This is a genomic window from Lujinxingia vulgaris, assembly GCF_007997015.1.
Lineage (GTDB): Bacteria > Myxococcota_A > Bradymonadia > Bradymonadales > Bradymonadaceae > Lujinxingia > Lujinxingia vulgaris.
In genome coordinates this window covers 119,599-139,454 of sequence record NZ_VOSM01000006.1, presented here as the reverse complement: position 1 = coordinate 139,454, position 19,856 = coordinate 119,599, and the positions used below count along the sequence as shown (strand labels likewise).

At 64.5% G+C, this 19,856-nt stretch carries 16 protein-coding genes; 11 read left to right on the top strand and 5 right to left on the bottom strand.

The features are described from left to right. Nucleotides 1–364 precede the first annotated feature (364 nt). Both FRC98_RS13455 and FRC98_RS13450 read left to right on the top strand, forming a co-directional pair. Entirely contained in the window at nt 365–598 is a 234-nt protein-coding gene (locus tag FRC98_RS13455) for a hypothetical protein (protein ID WP_146981959.1), read from the top strand. A gap of 45 nt (nt 599–643) precedes the next feature. Continuing rightward, on the top strand, nt 644–883 hold the full coding sequence (locus FRC98_RS13450; protein ID WP_146981958.1) for a hypothetical protein: 240 nt from the start codon (nt 644–646) through the stop codon (nt 881–883). Between the two features lie 16 nt (nt 884–899). On the opposite strand, the gene FRC98_RS13445 is transcribed toward FRC98_RS13450, so the two are convergent. After that, complete coding sequence (locus FRC98_RS13445) at nt 900–1,877, bottom strand: sigma-54 interaction domain-containing protein (RefSeq protein WP_146981957.1); 978 nt, start codon at nt 1,875–1,877, stop codon at nt 900–902. Nucleotides 1,878–2,132: 255 nt separating this feature from the next. On the opposite strand from FRC98_RS13445, the gene FRC98_RS13440 reads away from it, so the two are divergent. The 5 genes from FRC98_RS13440 to FRC98_RS13420 all read left to right on the top strand — a co-directional run bounded on the left by FRC98_RS13440 (nt 2,133) and on the right by FRC98_RS13420 (nt 5,085). Next, the gene (locus tag FRC98_RS13440; protein ID WP_146981956.1) at nt 2,133–3,044 is read left to right on the top strand and encodes an MBL fold metallo-hydrolase; all 912 of its coding nucleotides are present in this window, start codon (nt 2,133–2,135) and stop codon (nt 3,042–3,044) included. A 3-nt stretch (nt 3,045–3,047) separates the two neighbouring features. Beyond that, on the top strand, nt 3,048–3,494 hold the full coding sequence (locus FRC98_RS13435; protein WP_146981955.1) for a YeeE/YedE family protein: 447 nt from the start codon (nt 3,048–3,050) through the stop codon (nt 3,492–3,494). Next, on the top strand, nt 3,491–3,913 hold the full coding sequence (locus FRC98_RS13430; RefSeq protein WP_146981954.1) for a DUF6691 family protein: 423 nt from the start codon (nt 3,491–3,493) through the stop codon (nt 3,911–3,913). The genes FRC98_RS13435 and FRC98_RS13430 overlap by 4 nt, the downstream gene beginning before the upstream one ends. 176 nt (nt 3,914–4,089) lie before the next feature. Then, complete coding sequence (locus tag FRC98_RS13425; RefSeq protein ID WP_146981953.1) at nt 4,090–4,557, top strand: hypothetical protein; 468 nt, start codon at nt 4,090–4,092, stop codon at nt 4,555–4,557. A gap of 66 nt (nt 4,558–4,623) precedes the next feature. Next, nucleotides 4,624–5,085, top strand: coding sequence for a hypothetical protein (locus FRC98_RS13420; RefSeq protein ID WP_146981952.1), 462 nt, complete (start codon nt 4,624–4,626; stop codon nt 5,083–5,085). Nucleotides 5,086–5,257: 172 nt separating this feature from the next. Here the strand turns inward: FRC98_RS13420 and FRC98_RS13415 are convergent, their stop codons facing one another. Next, a complete protein-coding gene (locus FRC98_RS13415) occupies nt 5,258–6,328 on the bottom strand; it encodes a hypothetical protein (protein ID WP_146981951.1) in 1,071 nt (356 codons plus the stop codon). Nucleotides 6,329–6,877: 549 nt separating this feature from the next. Here FRC98_RS13415 and FRC98_RS13410 point away from each other — a divergent pair. The 4 genes from FRC98_RS13410 (at nt 6,878) to FRC98_RS13385 (ending at nt 12,898) form a co-directional block, all read left to right on the top strand. Then, nucleotides 6,878–7,561, top strand: a complete 684-nt coding sequence (locus FRC98_RS13410; protein WP_146981950.1) for a hypothetical protein — start codon at nt 6,878–6,880, stop codon at nt 7,559–7,561. Between the two features lie 693 nt (nt 7,562–8,254). Then, nucleotides 8,255–9,223, top strand: coding sequence for a M23 family metallopeptidase (locus FRC98_RS13395; RefSeq protein ID WP_146981949.1), 969 nt, complete (start codon nt 8,255–8,257; stop codon nt 9,221–9,223). Between the two features lie 105 nt (nt 9,224–9,328). Further along, nucleotides 9,329–11,362 carry a hypothetical protein gene (locus tag FRC98_RS21575; protein ID WP_230467595.1) on the top strand — a complete coding sequence of 678 codons (2,034 nt, stop codon included), beginning with the start codon at nt 9,329–9,331 and terminating at the stop codon, nt 11,360–11,362. A gap of 627 nt (nt 11,363–11,989) precedes the next feature. After that, the gene (locus tag FRC98_RS13385) at nt 11,990–12,898 is read left to right on the top strand and encodes a universal stress protein (protein WP_146981948.1); all 909 of its coding nucleotides are present in this window, start codon (nt 11,990–11,992) and stop codon (nt 12,896–12,898) included. 17 nt (nt 12,899–12,915) lie between these two features. Here the strand turns inward: FRC98_RS13385 and FRC98_RS13380 are convergent, their stop codons facing one another. The 3 genes from FRC98_RS13380 to FRC98_RS13370 form a co-directional block, all read right to left on the bottom strand. Then, nucleotides 12,916–15,090: a protein kinase domain-containing protein gene (locus FRC98_RS13380; RefSeq protein ID WP_146981947.1), complete on the bottom strand. Its 2,175-nt coding sequence runs from the start codon at nt 15,088–15,090 to the stop codon at nt 12,916–12,918. Between the two features lie 36 nt (nt 15,091–15,126). Next, nucleotides 15,127–16,605 (bottom strand): glycerol kinase GlpK, encoded by a 1,479-nt coding sequence (glpK, locus tag FRC98_RS13375; protein WP_146981946.1) that lies wholly within the window; start codon nt 16,603–16,605, stop codon nt 15,127–15,129. A gap of 185 nt (nt 16,606–16,790) precedes the next feature. Beyond that, the gene (locus FRC98_RS13370; RefSeq protein WP_146981945.1) at nt 16,791–18,299 is read right to left on the bottom strand and encodes an Rne/Rng family ribonuclease; all 1,509 of its coding nucleotides are present in this window, start codon (nt 18,297–18,299) and stop codon (nt 16,791–16,793) included. Nucleotides 18,300–19,856: the final 1,557 nt, after the last annotated feature.

The window sequence follows — 19,856 nt, the reverse complement described above, 5'->3', positions numbered from 1 at the left end:
CACGGTCATCTCTCACCCGCATAAACGCTGCACCTGAGACGACCCACGGTCACAAAAAACCTCGACCCACGGTCACACCAAACCTCGTCCCACGGTCACGCCAAACCTCGACCCACGGTCATCACTCCCCCGCATCATCACTGCACCTGAGCCAACCCACGGTCAGCCTCACTCCCCACCATAACTCCCCCTCTTCCCCTGACCCACGGTCACCCCTCACCCGCATAAACACTGCCCCCGAGCCAACCTACGGTCAGCCCCATACCCCACCGCATCCCTCCACTCGCCATCCATAACTTGCCCCTTCAACGCCTCGTCCCCACGTTCTACGCGCTCACCCTCTCCTCTCTCCCGGAGCGCGCATATGCACCGCGATCACGATCTTCGAAATATCTTCGTAGCCGGCCTGTTTCTTGTCACCGCAGGCGCCTGCGCCTCCACCTCCAGCGCCGACGACGAGCCCGCACCACCTCCCCCTCCCTACACCGACCCCTGGGAGGGTGTGCCCGAACCCGGCGTCGACGAAGACCCCGCCGAGCAAGAACCCGAGCCCGACCCCGATGACCCCATGGAGGTCGAGCCCCTCGAAGGCCCCTGACCCCTTCCCTGATCCCCTAAACATCCTCTCCCCTCAGGCCTGCCGATGTACCGCGCGCCCCGCACCTCCCTCGCCATCCTCCTCCCCCTGGCCCTCCTCATCGCCATCCCCACCCTGGGCGCCTGCGCCACCACCTCATCCCCCGGCGCCCAATCCGAGCAAAGCGCCGAAGAGCCCACCAAAAAACGCCGGCGCTTCTACGACCCCTGGGGCCAGCCCTACGAGGAGAACACCCCCGAGGACTCTCCCCCCCCGGTCGAGTACGAAGAATCCGACGAGCTCTGAGCTCGCTGCACCACGCTCAATCCTCGATCCCGTACTCCTTCATCCGGCGCCACAACGTGGTGCGGCTGATCCCCAGCGCGCTCGCTGCATCCTCGCGGCTGCCTCCGGCCGCCCGCAGCGCCGCCACGATCTCCTGGCGCTCACTGCGCCCGCTCTCCCCTCCACCGCGCTCCAGCTCCCGACTGTCCACCGGGCCCTCCCCGCGCAGCTCCGGCGGAAGATCCCCGTACGCCAACACCTCTCCCTCCCCCACCACAAAGGCGTACTCGATCACATTGCGCAGCTCCCGCACATTGCCCGGCCACCCGTAACTCTGCAGCGCCTCAAACGCCTCCTCGCTCAACCCCTCAATGCGCCGGGGCATCCCCTCCCGCGCGTTGAACTCCTCGATGAAATGCCACACCAGAAGCTCAATATCGCCCTGACGCTCCACCAGCGGCGGCAAAAAGATCGGCACCACCCGCACCCGGTACATCAGGTCCTCGCGAAACCTCCCCTGCTCCACCTCCCGACGCAACGCCTTATTCGTCGCCGAGATCAGCCGCACATCCACCTTCACCGCATCGGTTCCCCCCACCGGCACGAAGCGCTGCTCCTGAAGCACCCGCAGCAGCCGGGCCTGCACCTCCAGCGGAATCTCGGCGATCTCATCGAGAAACACGCTCCCCCCGTCGGCCAGCGCAAAGAGCCCTCGCCGATCTTTAACCGCCCCGGTAAACGCCCCCCGCACATGCCCGAAGAGCTCGCTGGCCAGCAGCTCCGAGTTAAAACTCGCGCAGTTCACCGCCCGAAACGCCTTTCCCTGACGCGGCGAGAGCTCGTGAATCGCCCTTGCTACAAGCTCCTTGCCCGTGCCCGTCTCTCCGCGCACCAGCACGCTCACATCCGCCCGCGCCACCCGCTCCAACAACCCGAAGAGCTCCTCCATCTGAGGCGCCCCGCTGATCATCCCGAAAAAGTTCCTTCCCCGACGCTGCGGCCGCTTTATCATCATCTCCTCAACTGCCTGTTCGAACGAGTTTCATTCACGTTGCATGCGTTGCACCACGTTTCGTTTCAACATTTAAACAATTTCGAAACAATAGTGGAACAAAAAACCCCTCTCCCCCCTTCACTTTCCAACGCCGAAGGGCGTATCACCCCGTGAACTCGCCAGATCCTCAATTTTTGATAGTGTTGGCACGCATCTGGCAAACATACTACGCCGACAACGCCTCGACGGCGAAAACACCCAACTCGGAGGTTTCGCATGACCATCAAAACTCAGCCTTTCTACGATTCTCGCACCAACACCCTGACCTACGTCGTCTACGATCCCGAGACCCGCGACGCGGTGCTCATCGATCCCGTGCTCGACTACGAGCCCCACGCCTCGGCGATGTGGACCGAGTCGGCCGACCGCGCCGTCAACTTCCTCAAAGAGCAAAAGCTCACCCTCCACTACATCCTGGAGACCCACGCTCACGCCGACCACCTCTCCGGCGCCCAGCACGTCAAGGTGCACTTCCCCAAAGCTCGCCTGGCCATCGGCGCCCGCATCACCGAGGTGCAGACGCTCTTCAAAAAGGTCTTCAACCTCCCCGATGACTTCCCCACCGACGGCAGCCAGTTCGATGTGCTCCTCGAAGAAGGCGAAGTCCTTGAGGCGGGCTCCCTGAAGATCGAGACGATCTACACCCCGGGTCACACCCCGGCCTGCGCCACCTACCACATCGACGACGCCATCTTCACCGGCGACGCCATGTTCATGCCCGACTTCGGCACCGGCCGCTGCGACTTCCCCGGGGGATCAAGCGAGGCCCTCTACCACTCCATCACCGAAAAACTCTACAAGCTCCCCGATGAGACCCGCGTCTTCGTCGGCCACGACTACCAGCCGACCGGCCGCGAAGTGAAGTTCATGAGCACCATCGCCGAGCAGAAAGCCAGCAACGTGCAGCTTCCCGAGGGCCGCTCCAAAGAGGAGTTCGTCAATATGCGCGACTCCCGCGACAGGACGCTGGCCGCCCCGAAGCTCCTCCTGCAGAGCCTGCAGGTCAACATCGACGCCGGCTCGCTTCCCCAACCCGAAGACAACGAGAAGCGCTACCTGCGCATCCCCGTCAACGTCTTCCGCCCGGCCTCCACGCCGGATGCCGACCTGACCCTCGAGGAGGTCTGATTCATGGAAACGCTGTTCACTCCCGTCACCGCCGCCCTGGGCGGTGCGCTCATCGGCCTGGCCGCAACCCTTCTTCTGGCCACCGAGGGCCGCATCGCCGGCATCAGCGGCATCCTCGCCGGGCTCTTTAACAAAGACTCCGAACGCATGGGCCCCCTGCCCTGGCAGGCCCTCTTCGTCGGCGGCATGGTTCTGGGTGGCATCTTGCTGGCCCTCTTCGCCCCGCAACTTGTCAGCTCCGAAGTTAACCTGAGCGCCGGATGGCTCGTCGCCGCCGGACTGATCGTCGGCGTGGGCACCCGCGTCGGTAACGGCTGCACCAGCGGCCACGGCGTCTGCGGCCTCTCTCGCTTCTCGGCCCGCTCGCTCGTTGCCACCCTCTCCTTTATGACCGCCGGTTTTCTGACCGTCTTCATCACCCGCACCCTCGGACTGGGAGTCTTCGGATGATTCGACACCTCGCTATCGCCCTCTCGGGCTTCATCTTCGCCATCGGCCTGGGTGTCGCCGAGATGACTCGCCCCGAAAAGGTCATCGCTTTCCTCGACCTTTTCGGAAACTGGGACCCCTCCCTGGCCTTTGTGATGGGCGGCGCGGTCTTGGTCTACGCCATCACCTTCCCCATCATCAGCAAGCGCGACCGCCCCTTCTTCAGCCCGCGCTTCTACCTGCCGACTCGCAAGGATCTCGACAAACGCCTGATCGTCGGCGGTGCCCTCTTCGGCATCGGCTGGGGCCTCGGCGGCTTCTGCCCCGGCCCCGCCCTCACCGGCGCTGCCGCCGGCGTCACCTCGGCGTTTATCTTCGTGCCGGCCATGCTCATCGGCATCTTCATCGCCGACCGCTTTTTGCAGCCCAAGACCGCCTGACACGTTCGTTTCTGACCATCAGGTTGGCCTAACTGAAAAAGCCCGCGACCTCCCCACAGGTCGCGGGCTTTTTTGCATCCGAGCGCACCTCGGCATAGCTCTTGCTTTAAATCTACCCGCGGGGCCTTCCCCACCGCCCCTGGGCCTTTTGATGACGCTCTTCCTGGAGACGCACCATGACGGGTAACCCCAACTTCTGGCTCCCCCTCACGCTCGCCATCTCCCTGCTCGCCGCCTGCGGCGACGACCCCGAACCCACCCTCGTGACCTTCGAGGATGAAGGCGACGTCTGCCTCAACCGCTCCAGTTTCCAAGACGACGCCCCCCTCGAAGCAGACGCCCCGATCGATGTGCGCGTCGAGCTCCCGGTCTGCCTCTCCTCAAGCTGCTCCTCCCAACCCCAGGCCTCCTGCGAGCTGGCCGTCGACACCGCCACCAACACCATCACGCTCACCTCCGAGGGCTCCTACCTCGACACCAGCGCCATCGACGGCAGCTGCACCGCCGACTGCGGCCTCCTCCACGCCGAGTGTGAGATCCCCGCCCTGCCCGAAGGCCAGTACACCCTGACCCACGGTCAGACCACCTACACCTTCGACGTCCCCTCCGAGCCCACAGGCTGTCTGGAGGCAAACGCTTCATAAGGCCCTCCAGCCCCACACAACCTCAATCTTCTGACACTCCCCACATTGATTTCTGAAGGATCCCCCATGCTCTCTGCTCGCTGCATCGCCCTGACCCTGCTCGCCATTCCCCTCATCGCCGCCTGCGGCGTATTCGACGACGACCCCGAACGCGTCGAGTTCGAGAACGAAGGCACCGTCTGCCTGCACCTGGCCGACGATCCGCAGGACTACAGCGATCGCGACATCCCCTCCTTGAGCGTCACGCTTCCGGTCTGCCTCTCCTCAAGCTGCTCCGAAGCCCCTCAGGCCAGCTGCCAGGCCAGCGTCGATGGCACCACCATCACGCTCACCTCCGCCGCCTCCTACCTCGACACCAGCACCGCCGGGGGCGCCTGCACCGACGACTGCGGCCAGCTCCAGGCCACCTGCGCCATCCCCGCGCTGGAGCCCGGCGAATACACCGTTGTCCATGGCGACGAGACCTTCACCCTGCAGGTCGACGCCGAGCAGGAGCCCACCACCTGCCATGGCGAGCCCTACTTTTGATCACGCCTCCCACATGACCGTGGGTCGCCTCTCACCCGCATAAACACAACATCTGGCGCGACCCACGGTCACCTCCAACCAAGACCTTTATACGACCGTGGGTCGCCTCTCACCCGCATAAACACAGCGCGTGACACGACCCACGGTCATCTCTCCCCACCCTGATCCGACCTCAGCGCTTACGCACCGCCGCGCCGGCCGAGAGCATGATCAGCACATTGGAGTCTTCGGGCTCAATGCGCTCGGTGTGGCTCTGCTCCAGGTAGACGTAATCGCTGGTGCGCTCCTCCGGCAGATACGCGGTGAGCTCCGCCGGGATCACGTAGCGCCCGTTATCGGCGACCTCACACACGATCCTCACGCTTGTGCCGTCGGCACCGCTTGCGTCTACATCAATGCGCACCTCCGAGGCATCGGCGTTGGGCGTCCAGCTCAGCACCATCTCCTCACCCGGGGCGATAGGGTCGTGGGTAAAATCGGCCGGCGCGATCGTCTGAAGCGTGCGGTCAAAGGCCGGGAATTGCACCTCCACTTCCGCATCCGTGCCCGCTGAGACCACCCGCAGCTCCGCCTCCGGATCAAACACAAACTGCTGCCCAAAAAACTCGGAGGGCGGCTGATAACACGACCCGAACTCACTCGGCGAAAACGCTGCCGGGTTTATCGGATTAACCCCGAAGACCGTGATCGGACCGGCATTGTACGCAGTGACCTCCGGCGGCTCCGAGAGCCCTTCGCCATACACCCGGCAGCGCTCTCCCTGGGCCAGCGCCACGCGCGGCAGACTTCCGTTGTTCTCACTGGCGCTGGCGCACACCAGCATCCCGCGCATCTCCGAGGCCAACTCCCCATCCACGTAGGACTTCAGATCCTGGGTATACACCAGCAGCGTCGGCACCACCTCGCACTCCCCGCTGGTCTTGTTGGCGCGCTGCCCCGACGGGCAATCATCGGGCACGACCACATCGCCGGCATCATCGTCCACATCGGCATCCGCCCCGGCGTCTTCTTCGACGTCCACATCGGCATCCGCCCCGGCGTCGTCTTCGATGTCCGCATCGGCATCCGCATCGACGTCGGCGTCGTCACCCCCATCGTCGACGCCCGTATCGCCCGCGTCGGAGACATCTCCCACATCGTCTCCGCCCGCGTCGTCATGACCCTGCACCTCATCGCCACCGCAGCCGGCCACCATCACCGCACCGCTGAGCACCGCGGCCATCCACCACATCTTGTCTCGCATCGTTTACTCCGGATTCGCTCAAAAGTTGGTCGCCCCCCACGTCGGCGCCCAGCTTGCTACGCGCCGATGAAATGTCAAGCATGCGCAAAACGCCCCCGAAAGCCCGAAAAACTAAACCACTTCAACACCTTAGACACAAAACCCCGCCCCTAGATGCTGACCCACGGTCACCTCCTAACTACGACCCTGGGTCATCCTCCGCCATGACCCTGGGTCACCTCCAAACCGCATATTTGCTGCTCCAAACACGACCCACGGTCACCTCCCAACTCGACCCCGGGTCATCCTCCGCCATGACCCACGGTCACCTCCCAGCCGCATATTTGCTGCTCCAAACACGACCCACGGTCACCTCCCACCCGCATATTCGCTGCTCCAAACACGACCCTGGGTCACCCTCCAAGCTCGACCCTGGGTCACCTCCAGCAACGACCCTGGGTCACCTCCCCCCCTGACCCACGCTCACCCTCCCCCCCCCAACTCCGGCTGGCATCCACACCACCTCCCTGCCATGCTGTGCCCCCCACAGATCCCCCACCCGAGCAAACGATGTCTCGCCACCCCCTCCTCCTCGCCATCCTGTTCGCTGCCCTCACCACCCTGAGCCTGGCCAGCGCGCAGCCCGCACTCGCCAAGACCGCCTCCAACTCCCGCTGTCAGACCGTCGCCGCCATGCCCACCCCCGGCGAGCTCTCGGCACTTGTGGAGCGCCTCGAAGCCGACCACCCCACGCGCCAGTCCATGCAAGCTCTGGACGCCTGGCGCACCCGCGCCCTGGCCGACTGCGACGCCACTGGCGAGCTCCAAGACGACGCCGACTTCAGCGTCATGCGCCACCGCGCCGACTTTTTGCGCGAAGCCAGCGCCGCGCTGCCGCGCCTGGAAGACTACCACCAACGCCGCCACGAGCTCCTCGACCAGGCCCTTGCCACAGGCGACATCACCGAGGCCACCCACACCCGCTTTCGCACCGAACTCGACGCCTGCTTCGACCCCACCTTCGCTAACCTCCCCGCTGGCGAGGGCGGCGCCGCGCAATTCCACGCCTGGAACACCCCCATCGAGCGCTGCTTCAGCACCCTCGACATCAAACTACGCGACCTCTCCAACGCCGAGCCCTCCTCCGGCGCCCTCTTCTGGCTGCTCCTGGCCGCCACCCTGGGCCTCTCCGCCGCGGGCGTCGCCATCGCCTACGCCAAACACCGCAAAAACGAACGCCAGGCCCGGCCCTGACCCGACCCCGCGCCCCATGGACTGAACGCCCGTTCAAGATTTAGGATGCAAAACATGCCCCGAAACACCTTTTTTTCGACGCGATGAAGCCCCCGAAGGCTCCCGAGCCCTCGTCTCGCTCCTCCGATCCCGAAAAACACGCTCTAAAGCCCTCAAATCGCTCATCCATGATCGAAAAAAACGCTCTAAAGCCCTCAAATCGCTCATCCATGATCGAAAAAAACGCTCTAAAGCCCTCCAAACGCTCATCCGATCCCGAAAAAAACGCTCCAAAGCCCTCTAGCCGCTCATCCCATCCAACACCGAGACCTCACGAGCCCTCAACCCAACCGCCATCACAAACGCCGAGAGCACCTGCACCTGCACGAGCACCAACTCGAGTTCGAGCACCAGCTACCCGTACGAGCACCAGCTACCAGTACGAGTACGAGTACGAGTACGAGTACGAGCACCAGCACCAGTACGAGCACGAGCACCAGCACGAGTACGAGTACGAGCACCAGCTACCAGCACGAGTACGAGCACCAGCAACCAGTACGAGTACGAGTACCAGCACCAGCTACCAGTACGAGTACGAGTACCAGTACGAGTACGAGTACCAGTACGAGCACCAGCACGAGCCCAAACCCGAGACCAACCCCACCCACCTCCCCCAAATCAAAAAACCCTGATCAATAAAACGGATCCCCCCTCATGAGCGACATCACCACCTCGCCACTCTCCATCCCCGAAATCTTCGGCCTCACCAACCCCTCGCAACGCCTGCGCGAGGCGATGCTCATGCTCCGCGGCGATCCCCACACCCCACCCAGCCGCTTTGACACCACCAGCCTGAAGATCCTCCACCCCCGCTTAAGCCTCTCCACCTGGCTCGGCCTCACCCGCAAAGACGGACTCATCCCCATCTACAATCTTTTTAACCATACCCCCACCCCGGTCGAAGAGGGCTGGTCGGTCCGCGTCACCCGGGTCACCGACTACCGCGGAAAAGCGCGCACCTACGACAGCCACAACGGCACCGACTTCGCCATCCCCGTGGGCACCGTGGTGGTGGCGCCGGCGCCGGGACGTGTGCTGCGCGTCTCCAACGAGTTCCACCGCGGCGGGCTCAAGGTGCTCATCGACCACGGCCGCGGGCTCATCACCACCAGCAACCACCTGGGCCGAGCGCTGGTCACCCCGGGCCAGATGGTCGGACGTGCCCAGCCTATCGCTCTGGCCGGCGGCTCCGGCGTCGACATGCTTGCCGCCTTCCCCTGGTCGGCCCCGCATGTGCATTTCAACACCTGGCTCAACGGCCGCCCCATCGACCCCTTCGCCCGCGAAAACACCGACGAAGCCTCCATCTGGCGCGTCCACAACGACCCCAAACCCTACCGGGGCGACGTGCCCGAGGAGGCGGTCGAGCCCACCGAATGGGACGAAGACGCCCTGAGCGCGGCCATCGACGCCTGCGTCGACGCCAGCCTCCGACGCCACCTGCGCTCCCTGCGCGGCACCGCGTTTCGCGCCGCGGCCACGATCTTTCATATCAACTATTTCCCCACGCGCTTTCCCCTCAAGCCGACGCTCTACGCCCGAACCTTCGAGCGGGAGCCGCGCCTCGACCTGCCCTTTCGCGCCGAAGACTTTCGCGGCATCATCCACCGCGAAGCCATCTAAGCCTGGCCCCGCACCACGGCCTCAATAACGCTCGCCGGCGCCGCGCCCGCTCCCGCAACGCGCCCGTCGGCTCGGATTGAAACACGCTGCTGATAAGGATTTTCCATGAACCGCACCCACCTGCTCTGGCCCCTGGCGCTCACCGCGCTTCTTGCCGCCTGCTCCGAACCCGCCGACACCGAGACCCCCGACTCAGGCCTGCCGGACACCTCCGAAGACGTCGGCCCCGACGCCGACACCGACACCGGCCCGCTCCCCACCGCGCGCACCACCGACTGCGACGCGCTGATGCCCTCCTACTGCACGCTCCCCTGGCCCTCCAGCCTCTACCTTCAAGAGGACGCGAGCCGCCCCACCGGCTACACCCTGGACTTCGGCGCCGAGAGCCTCCCCGAGAGCCGCGACGGCCACATCGATCCGGCCGCCTACCGTCGCCTCGACGGCTACGGCCTGGGCACCCCCATCACCGTGCTCTTCCCCGACATCGACACCTCCGAGATGCCCGCCGAAGACGCGATCGAGCGCTCCCTGGAAGACGAGGACCGCCAGATCCTGCTCCTGCGCGTCACCGACGAAGGCGTCGAACACGTGCCCTTCTGGGCCGAACTCGACTCCAAGGCCCCCTCGGCCGACAAACAGGTCCTCTTCATCCGCCCGGCGGTGATTTTGGAGCTCAACAGCCACTACATCGTGGCGATGCGCAACCTGCAGACCACCGACGGTCAGCCCTTTGAGCCCTCCGAGGCTTTTGAGGCCTACCGCTCGGGCACCGCCGCCGAAGATCCCGAACTCGCCTGGCGCCAGCCCCGCTTCGACCGCCTCTTCGAGATCCTCGAAGACGAAGGCGTCGATCGCGACGAGCTCACCCTGGCCTGGGACTTCCACACCGGCAGCTCCGAGAGCCTCCACGGAGACGTGCGCGCCATGGTCACCGACGCCCTGAGCGCCATCGAGGAGACCCCCGTCCAGTTCACCGTCGACCGCCTCGTCGAAAACACCCCGGAGGAGCACCCGCACATCGCGCTCGACATCATCGGCACTTTCACCGTGCCCTCCTTCGTCACCCGCTCTGAGCGCGCCCCGGCCCGAGGCTTTCTGCTTAACCGCACCCCCGAGGGCGACATCACTCAGGACGGCACGCTTGAGGCCACCTACTGGCTGCGCATCCCCCACTCCGCCCTCGACGGCACCCCCCACGGCCTTGTCACCTACGGCCACGGCATGCTCGGCAGCGGCGAAGAGATCACCTACGGATCGAACGACACGGCGAAAATCGCCAACGAGAACAACCTGATCTTCTTCGCCACCTCCTTCTCCGGCTTCTCCTCCGACGACATTCCCCTGGCCGGCTTCGCGCTGCAGCACGCCACCTACTTCGAAGAGCTCGTCGACCGCATGCACCAGGGCATCGTCAACTACGCCGTGCTCACCCGCGCGATGCGCGAGGGTCTTAGCGAGATCGACGAGCTCCAGCCCTACGACATCACCGTCAACCCCGACGAGCACTACTACATGGGCATCTCCCAGGGCGGCATCTTCGGCGCCACCTTCCTGGCGCTGACCCCCGACATTGAGCGCGGCCACCTGGGCGTGCCCGGCATCAACTACGCCATGCTCATGGAGCGCTCCGTCAACTTTGGCCCCTACTTCGCCTTCCTCAACCTGGGCTACCCCGACCGCGTCGACCAGGGCCTGGCCATCGCCGCCATTCAGCTGCTCTGGGACACCATCGACCCCATCAGCTACATGCGCCACATCAACCACGCCCCCTTCTTCGAGAGCGACAAACGCGCCCTGCTCGCCCCGGCCAAAGGCGACTACCAGGTCGCCGTGGTCACCAACGAGATCGTCGCCCGCACCGACATCGGCATCCCGCTCCTCGACAACTACGACGTCGACCGCCAGCCCTACGCCGTGCCCACCACCCCCTACCCCCATGAGGGCTCCGGGGTGGTCCTCTACGACTTCGGCAACCCCTGGCCCGCCATCGGCCCCCAGCCCCCCGAAGACGAGCTCGGCGACCCCCACGGCCTCCCCCGCCGCCTGGAAGAACACCAGCAACAAATGATCGAGTTCTTCCGCACCGGCACCATCGTCGACGTCTGCCAGGACGCCCCCTGCGTCTTCCCCCGCAACTGATCTTTTCAACCAGCAAACCCGCATCACAAAAGGCCGGAGCCCGCTCCGGCCTTTTTTTTGTTTACTCACCGCCCCCCACCCCGAGCGCATCCAGGGCGGCGGTGACAAGGAGCCAGGACGAAACTGTGGCAGCGCCACCGCGAGGACGCAGCGACGCCGTCAGCGTCGTCCTGGGGCGCTCGGCACCCAACCCGAGCGCATCCAGGGCGGGGGATGACAAGGAGCAAGGACGAAGCTGTGGCAGCGCCACCGCGAGGACGCAGCGACGCCGTCAGCGTCGTCCTGGGGCGCTCGGCGCCCCGCCAACCACCTGACCACAAATCAACCAACACTCGCGAACCACAGCGCCCCTCAACCACCCAACCACAAACCGCACCCCAAAAAACGCCCTCACGAACCTCCCCACACCGCGAACCACAGCGCCCCGCAACCACCTGACCACAAATCAACCACCACCCGCGAACCACAGCGCCCCTCAACCACCTGACCACAAACCGCACCCCAAAAAACGCCCTCACAAATCGCCCCACGCCGCGAACCACAGCGCCTTGGGCATCTGCCCCCCGTGCCCACCTTCTTAAAAGCCTGCGCAACCTCATCGAAGTTCTCCCAACGCCGAGCTCCCCGATGAAGATCCTCCTGGCCACCGACCTCTCCCTGGAAGCCGAAAGCGCCGCACGCTGGGCCCTCGATCTGCGCGAGCGCATCCTCGCCACCGAGCGCTCCGCCTCGCTGAGCGCCCTCTACGTCGCTCCGCCCGAGCACTACTCCGCCAACGCCGGAGAGCGACTCGCGGAGAACCCCGATATCAACGCCCGCCAGACCCACCAGGTCCGCGAGTGGCTGCGCACCTTAAGTCCGCATACCGACGACATCGACATTCTGCTCGAAGAGGGCAAACCGGCCACCGTCATCACCAACTACTGCACCACACACCAGGTCGACTGGCTTGTGCTCGGCACCAGCGGCGCCGGCGCCATCAGCCGCGCGATGCTCGGCTCCACCGCCATGAAGCTCGTTCACCGCGCCCCCTGCAAAACCGTGCTCGTGCAGCCCGATCACGCCACCTTAAGCGAGCCGCCCGGCCTGAGCGTCGCCCTCGACTTTATGCCCGGCTCCCAGGCCGCCCTCTTCAGCGCCGCCCACCTGGCGCACCTCACCGGCGCGCAGCTTGATCTCGTGCACATTCTCCACGACACCCCCACCCCCACGCTCAACACGGGCCTGGTCAACTACCTCTCTCCTCAAGACATCGATCAGCTCACCGAGCGCACCCGCGAATGCCTCATCGAGCTCGGCGTCGAGGTCAAAACCCTCTACCCCGAGCTGACCTTCGAGTCGCATGTCTACGCCGGCCCCACCGTCGCCACCCTCACCCAACACTGTGAGACCCACTCGGTCGACCTGCTCATCCTTGGAAAAAAGAGCCGCTCCGCCCTTCAGGACCGCGCTTTGGGCTCCATCGCCAGCGCCATGGCCCGAAAGCACCCCACCTCCCTGATGCTCGTGCCCCCCGAAGATCACCTCGATCGCTGAGTTTTTGGGCAACGCCGCTAGACGTGCTCCGCCGGGGCGTCCGCACCGCTGCGCCTGGCCATCTTCTGCGATTCCCGAGGTGCCTCCACCTCCAGGGTCACCTGCATCGCCAGCTCGCCAGACTCATCGTCGGACTCGGAGGCCACCGCTTTCGCGGCCGGCACGAGCTTCGCCCCGTGGCGCTCCCACCACGCCTTCGCCTGCGCCGCATCCCAGCGCGCGCTGGCCCCACACGCCTCCAGCGCCTCGGCTAGCTCCCGCATCGTCGCCGGACGTTCCGCCGCCTTTCGACTCAAGCATTGCATCACCAGATCTTCGAGATCCGCATCGATGACCCGCCCCAGCACCTCCGAGGGGCGCGGCGGATCTTCGTTGATCTGCTTGAGCATCACCTTCACCGCCGAGCTGTCCTCATAGGGGTTCTGCCCGGTCAACAGCACATAGGCCACCGCCCCCATCGCAAAGATGTCCACGCGCACATCATCGGCCCCCTGCCCCAGAATCACCTCCGGCGCCATAAAGCCCGGCGAGCCCTGGAGGATGTCCTGACCTGTCAGTTGAACCTCGCGCGGGGCGTGAATGTCTTTCACCAGCCCGAAATCCAGCACTTTGACAAAATCCCCCAGCCCCCCGCGATCGCCGACCACAATATTGCCCGGCTTGATATCCCGGTGAATCAGCCCCGCCTCATGCGCCTCAGCAAGCGCCCCGCACACCTGGCGCAACAGAAAAATCGTGCGCCCCTCATCGAACGGCCCGCAGTAGTTGATGAGCTCCAGAAGCGTCACCCCGTCGAGCAGCTCCATCGCATAATAAAAGACGCCCTCGGTGGTCCGACCGTAATCAAAAATCGTGATCGTGTTGGGATGCGTCAGCTTGCACGTCAGCTGCACCTCCCGCTCAAAACGCCGCACCGACTCCCGGTCGTAGAGCTCCCCTTTGAGCAACTTCACCGCCGTGGGCCGCTGCAGCATCGCGTGGCGGGCGCGGTACACCGTGCCCATCCCCCCCTCGCCAATCTTCGTCTCCAGGGTGTACTGCCCCAGGCGCTGCGCCGCGTCGATCACCTGCTCAAAGCGGCGCCGATACGAGCGCGAGGTCCGCACCCCCACCAGCACCGCAAGCCCCAGCGCCAGCAGCGTCAGCCCCAGCGTGACGTTGCGCTGCCGCTCGATCACCCCGGTAAAGTCCGAGCGCGGCACCATCGTGGCGATCGTCAGCTCGCGCTGCCCCAGCGCCACCGAGCGAAACCCTGCCCAGTAGCGCTCGCCAGCAGCCCGCACCTCCACAAGCCCCTGCCCGCTTCCATCCTCTCGCCAGGTCTTGAGCGCCTCCTGAAGCTCCCACAGCCCAAGCTCCGAGGTCGACTTGAGCACATCGGCCCGGATCGCCTCCTCAGCCTCATAACGCCCCCGCGCCGGCAGGCCCATCACCGTCTCATCGCCGGCGAGCACGGCGACATACCCGCGCTCGGTGGGGCGAATGCCGGTGGAGAAGGCCGAAACATCGCTGAGCATCACATCCAGCGCCACCACCTGCGCGCCCCCATCGGGAGCCTCAAAACGCGTCGAGGCGGTGATGCCCGGATCTTTCGTCGTAAAAAAGGTGTACGGCTCGGTCCAATGCACCTGACGCTTACCCGCAGACATCGCCCCGATATACCAGGGCCGCTTGCGCGTCTCGTAGTCGCTCTTCTCCTCCCAGCGCTCCACCACCTTGCCATCGGCGTCGCGACGCACCCAGCGCACCACCTCCCCGCGGGCCTTGCGATCCACCAGGCGATTGACCCAGCCCCCCCCCTGCTCCAGCAAGAGATATTCGCGCCCCTCGGCGTCGGCGTAGAGCACCGAGGTGACCTGATTGAGCCTGCGCAGCACCGGCATCAACCGCGCGTTCATCGCCTCAACATCATCTTCAGCGAGGCTCAACTCCCCGCCTGTGCCCCAGTCCGCCAGCACCTCCAGCTGGGTGGAGACCGGCACAAAAAAGCGGTCGAGCTCGGCATCCGCCCGCTCCACCGCCTGGTCAATCGCCTGCTCCGAGAGCTCCTCGACCGCCCGGTACGAGCCGATCAAAAACACCAGCGCCACCGCCCCGGCCGTCAGCAGGGTGAGCAAGACGAGGTTGCGCACCAGCTGGTGCCGCAACGTCGTATCTCGCCCCCCCAAACCGATGCTCTCCAGACGGCTCATTCCACTCCTCGTAGCGGTGACGCTCGGTGGTGCTGATCAGACCCTCTTCAAACCCTCTTCCCAGAGCTCCAGGTGCATGTTGCGCCGCTGCTGACTCATCGCCGGCTTAAAGCGCGCGTCTTCTTTCCAGGTCTCGCTGATCGCGTTGAAATCACTAAAGATTCCGGCACCAAGACCCGCCAGCAGCGCCGCCCCCAGGGCGGTGGTATCGGTCATCTTCGGGCGCACGATCTCGCGGTTCAAAAAGTCCGCCTGCAGCTGCATCAGCAGCCCGTTCGCACTTGCCCCACCGTCCACGCGCAACACCTTGAGCTCTTCGCCCAGATCGTGCTCCATCGCCTTGAGCAAGTCCACATTCTGCAGCGCGATGGCCTCCAGCGCCGCCCGCGCAATATGCGCCCGGGTCGTGCCGCGGGTCAGCCCCCAGATCACCCCGCGCGCCCCCGGATTCCAGTGCGGCGCGCCCAGCCCGGCCAGGCTCGGAATCAGCACCACCCCGTCGCTCGACTCAACCTGCCCGGCCAGCTCCTCAATCTCGGCGGCCGTCTCAAAAAAGCCCAGCCCGTCGCGCAGCCACTGCACCAGCGCCCCGGCGATAAACGCGCTCCCCTCCAGCGCGTAAGTCATCTTCCCGTCGATCTTCCAGGCCGCCGTCGAGAGCAGACGATGCCGGCTCATCACCGGCTTATCGCCGGTGTTCATCAGCAAAAACGCCCCGGTCCCGTAGGTGCATTTGGCCTCCCCCGGCCGGTAGCAGACCTGCCCGAAGAGCGCCGACTGCTGATCGCCGGCCATCCCGCAGATCGGCGTCCCGTCGGCCAGCCCCTCAATGCCCTCCACATGTCCGTAGACTTCGGCGTTGCCCACGATCTCGGGCAACATCGCCCGCGGCACCCGGAAGAGCTCCAGCAAATCCTCGTCCCACTCGCCCGTATGAAGGTTCATCAAAAGCGTACGCGATGCGTTGGACACGTCGGTCGCGTGCACCTTTCCACCGGTCAGCCGCCAGAGCAGAAAGCTGTCGATCGTCCCGAACTTCAGCTCCCCCTTCTGGGCCCGACGCCTGGCCCCGCTCACGTGATCGAGAATCCATTCGATCTTTGTGCCCGAGAAATAGGGATCGAGAATCAGCCCGCTGCGCTCACGCACCATCGGCTCATTGCCGTCGTCGGCAAACTGCTGAATCCGCCCGCGGGTGCGACGATCCTGCCAGACGATCGCGTTATGAATCGCCTCCCCGGTCTTGCCATCCCACACCACCGTCGTCTCACGCTGGTTGGTGATGCCCACCGCCACGATCTCTTCCGGCCGCACCCCGGCCTGGGCCACCGCCGCCTTGATCGTGCTGCAGGTCGAGCGCCAGATCGCCTCCGGATCGTGCTCCACCCACGAGGGCTTGGGAAAGATCTGCTCAAACTCCTCATTCACTCGCCCCACCACCTCAAGCGTGTCATCGAGAATAATGACCGTCGTCCCCGTCGTACCCTGATCGATGGCGCAGATATAACTCGTCATGCTCTCCCCGCGTCGCGGTTATCCAAAGGATCCAATAAAGGCTTTAAGCGGGCCAACCATACCAGCTGAGCAACCCACTGACCATAAAAGCACCGTGGCACGGCGCATAAAAAACGCCCCCCGAGTCCACAGAACTCGGGGGGCAACACCATCACTGCAACCCGCATCAACCAGGTCCGTGCATCTTATTTTGCGTCGGCGATCTCAAAATTCTCCGGGTGCTTGTCGCGCTGCCCCCGCAGGTGAATCTTCTTCTCAAAGGTCTTTTCCAGATCCTGAATCGTCTTGCGCTCCGCGCTGAGCATGTACGAGACCACATCGGCGTTGGCCTCCACGTACACGTCCTTGTTCGCAAAGGCGCGCGCCTCACGACGAATCTCACGCACGATCTCGGCGCTTACCGTCTCGGCGCTCTTCACATGCCCCAACCCCTTGCAGCGCTCGCACGGGTCGCACATGTACTGCACCAGCGACTCGCGCACCCGCTTGCGCGTCATCTCCACCAGCCCGAACTCCGAGATGGCCAGCGAGTTGGTCGTCACCCGATCTTTTTTGAGCGCGGCCTCCAGCGTGCGGTAGACCTTCTCGCGGTTTCGGGCATCTTCCATATCGATAAAATCGATGATGATGATGCCCCCGATGTTGCGCAGCCGCAGCTGGTAGACGACCTCCTCGGCCGCCTCCAGGTTCGTGCGCAAAATCGTCTCCTCAAGGTCGGAGCCGCTCCCCACGAACTTCCCGGTGTTCACATCCACCGCGGTGAGCGCCTCGGTCTTATCAAACACAAGGCTTCCGCCGCTCGGCAGCGGCACCTCCCGCGCCAGCGCCCGGTCGATCTCCACCTCGATGCCGTAGGCATCAAAGATGGGCTCATCGGCGCCGTACATCTCAATATTGTCGGCAAACGAAGGCATATAATGCTTCGTAAACCCGCTGACCCGCTTGTAGGCCTCCTCATCATCGACGATGAGCTTGCCCACATCGGTGGTGAAAAGATCGCGCGCCGCCCGCAAAAGCAGGTCCGGCTCCTCGTTGAGCAGGTAGGGCGCCTTGACCTGGTTGGCCTTATCCAGGATGTCGGTCCACAGCTTGACCAGAAGCTGCATATCGCGCACCAGCTTATCTTCGCTGATGTTCTCGCTGACCGTGCGCACGATAAACCCGGTGCCCGGCGGGCGATTCTCTTCAACGAGCTTGCGCAGCCGCTTGCGCTCCTTCTCCGACTCGATCCGCCGGCTGATCCCCACATGCGAGACCGTGGGCATAAACACCACGTAACGCCCCGGAAGCGAGATATGCCCGGTCAGCCGCGCGCCCTTGGTGCCCATCGGCTCCTTGGCCACCTGCACCAGCACCTCCTGCCCCTCTTTGATGCAGTCCGAGATGTTGATCTTGCGGCTGATCTTGCCACGGGAGGGCGGCGGCCACTGGTCGCCGTCTTCTTCCAGAAGGTTGATATCCTTCTCGAAGTTATAAAAGTCGCTCACGTGCAGAAAGCCCGCCTTCTCCTGGGCCACATCCACAAACGCCGCCTGCATCCCGGGAAGCACCCGCAACACCTTGCCCTTGTAGATGTTGCCGGCCACCCCGCGGTCGCGGCGGCGCTCCATATAAATTTCGCTCAGGAGCCCGTCTTCGATCAGCGCTACGCGCGTCTCCGAACGGGTCGAATTGACCACCAGAATGTTGGACATATCACCTCATCGCGAACCCCCGCGTGCCCTCGATCACCTCACCCGCAAGCCGTCCTCCTCGAAAGCGCCCGCGACCTGTAAGAGGTCGCCGACCACCGCCGAGAAGACGCACCGCTGCCGGGCGTCGATCACGACACACACAAGCTCGTCTCTATCGGGTTGAATACCGTTCAAATCGTCACATATCACTCAGGCTCCCCGAATCAGCCGCCGGCCCGGGCATGCTCACCGCCCTCAAAACCGACGCCTTTCCAGGCGCCCATAACACCTTGAAAATCGTTGATAAACTCGCTGCCCCCACACCCCGGAACCCCTCACCGGGGGCATATTCGAGACATGTCGCAGCGCGCTCTTCTCTTCATCCCGAGCTATATCACAGCCCCAGATCGCCGACTAGCCACGATCCTTTTGCCCAACCTTTTTGCCACCTCTGGAGTAACGCTTAACCACCCCCCCCCCCCCCCCCCCCCCTCCACCCCCTCTCACCGCCCGATCGCCCCCGAAACACGCGCTGGCACGCCCCCTGCATTACCTGACTCCCACCTGAGACGGAGCGGCGAATGTTCCCCAACACTCCAGAGCGCTCCCGGGTTTGCGACGGGCACCCCGATCCCCACGGGGTGCCCGCGCCTTTTCTTGCGACATCTCTCCCCACCTCATTTGGTTTAACCGCACAATAAATAACCCGACCGCATCCAGGGCGGCGCCTGGCAAGGAGGCAGGGATGAAGCTGTAGCAGCGCTACTGCGAATCCCTGACGACGCAGCGATTTCCGCGTGCCCCCAAACCCGACCGCATCCAGAGCTTTCGATAGCAAGGAGCCAGGACGAAGCTGTAGCAGCGCTACCGCGAGTCCGCAGCGACGATGCTAGCGAAGCTCTGGGGCGCTCGGCACACCCGCGTGCCCCCAAACCCGAGCGTATCCAGAGCTTTCGATAGCAAGGAGCCAGGACGAAGCTGTAGCAGCGCTACCGCGAGTCCGCAGCGACGATGCTAGCGAAGCTCTGGGGCGCTCGGCACACCCGCGTGCCCCCAAACCCGAGCGTATCCAGAGCTTTCGATAGCAAGGAGCCAGGACGAAGCTGTAGCAGCGCTACCGCGAGTCCGCAGCGACGATGCTAGCGAAGCTCTGGGGCGGTCGGCACACCCGCGTGCCCCCAAACCCGAGCGTATCCAGGGCAAAGTCCAGCAAGGAGCAAGGAGGAAGCTGTGGCAGCGCCACCGCGACGACGCAGCGACGATGCTAGCGAAGCTCTGGGGCGCTCGGCACACCCGCACGCCCCCAAACCCGAGCGTATCCAGGGCGGCGCCTGACAAGGAGTCAGGAGGAGCGAGTAGCTTTAGCTACGGCGACGACGCAGCGACACCGTCAGCGTCGTCCTGGGGCGCTCGGCACCGTTGACAAATGAATGGAAGCTCTCTAAACATTGAAATTATCGTCATCGCGAATAGTTCGCCCCTCGACGGTGTTCATCTCCCACGAACACCTCGAAGCTGGCACCGGCCTGTCGCGCTCGTCGACGATCCAACACGCTTCAACCCTCCGCGCTGCCTCGC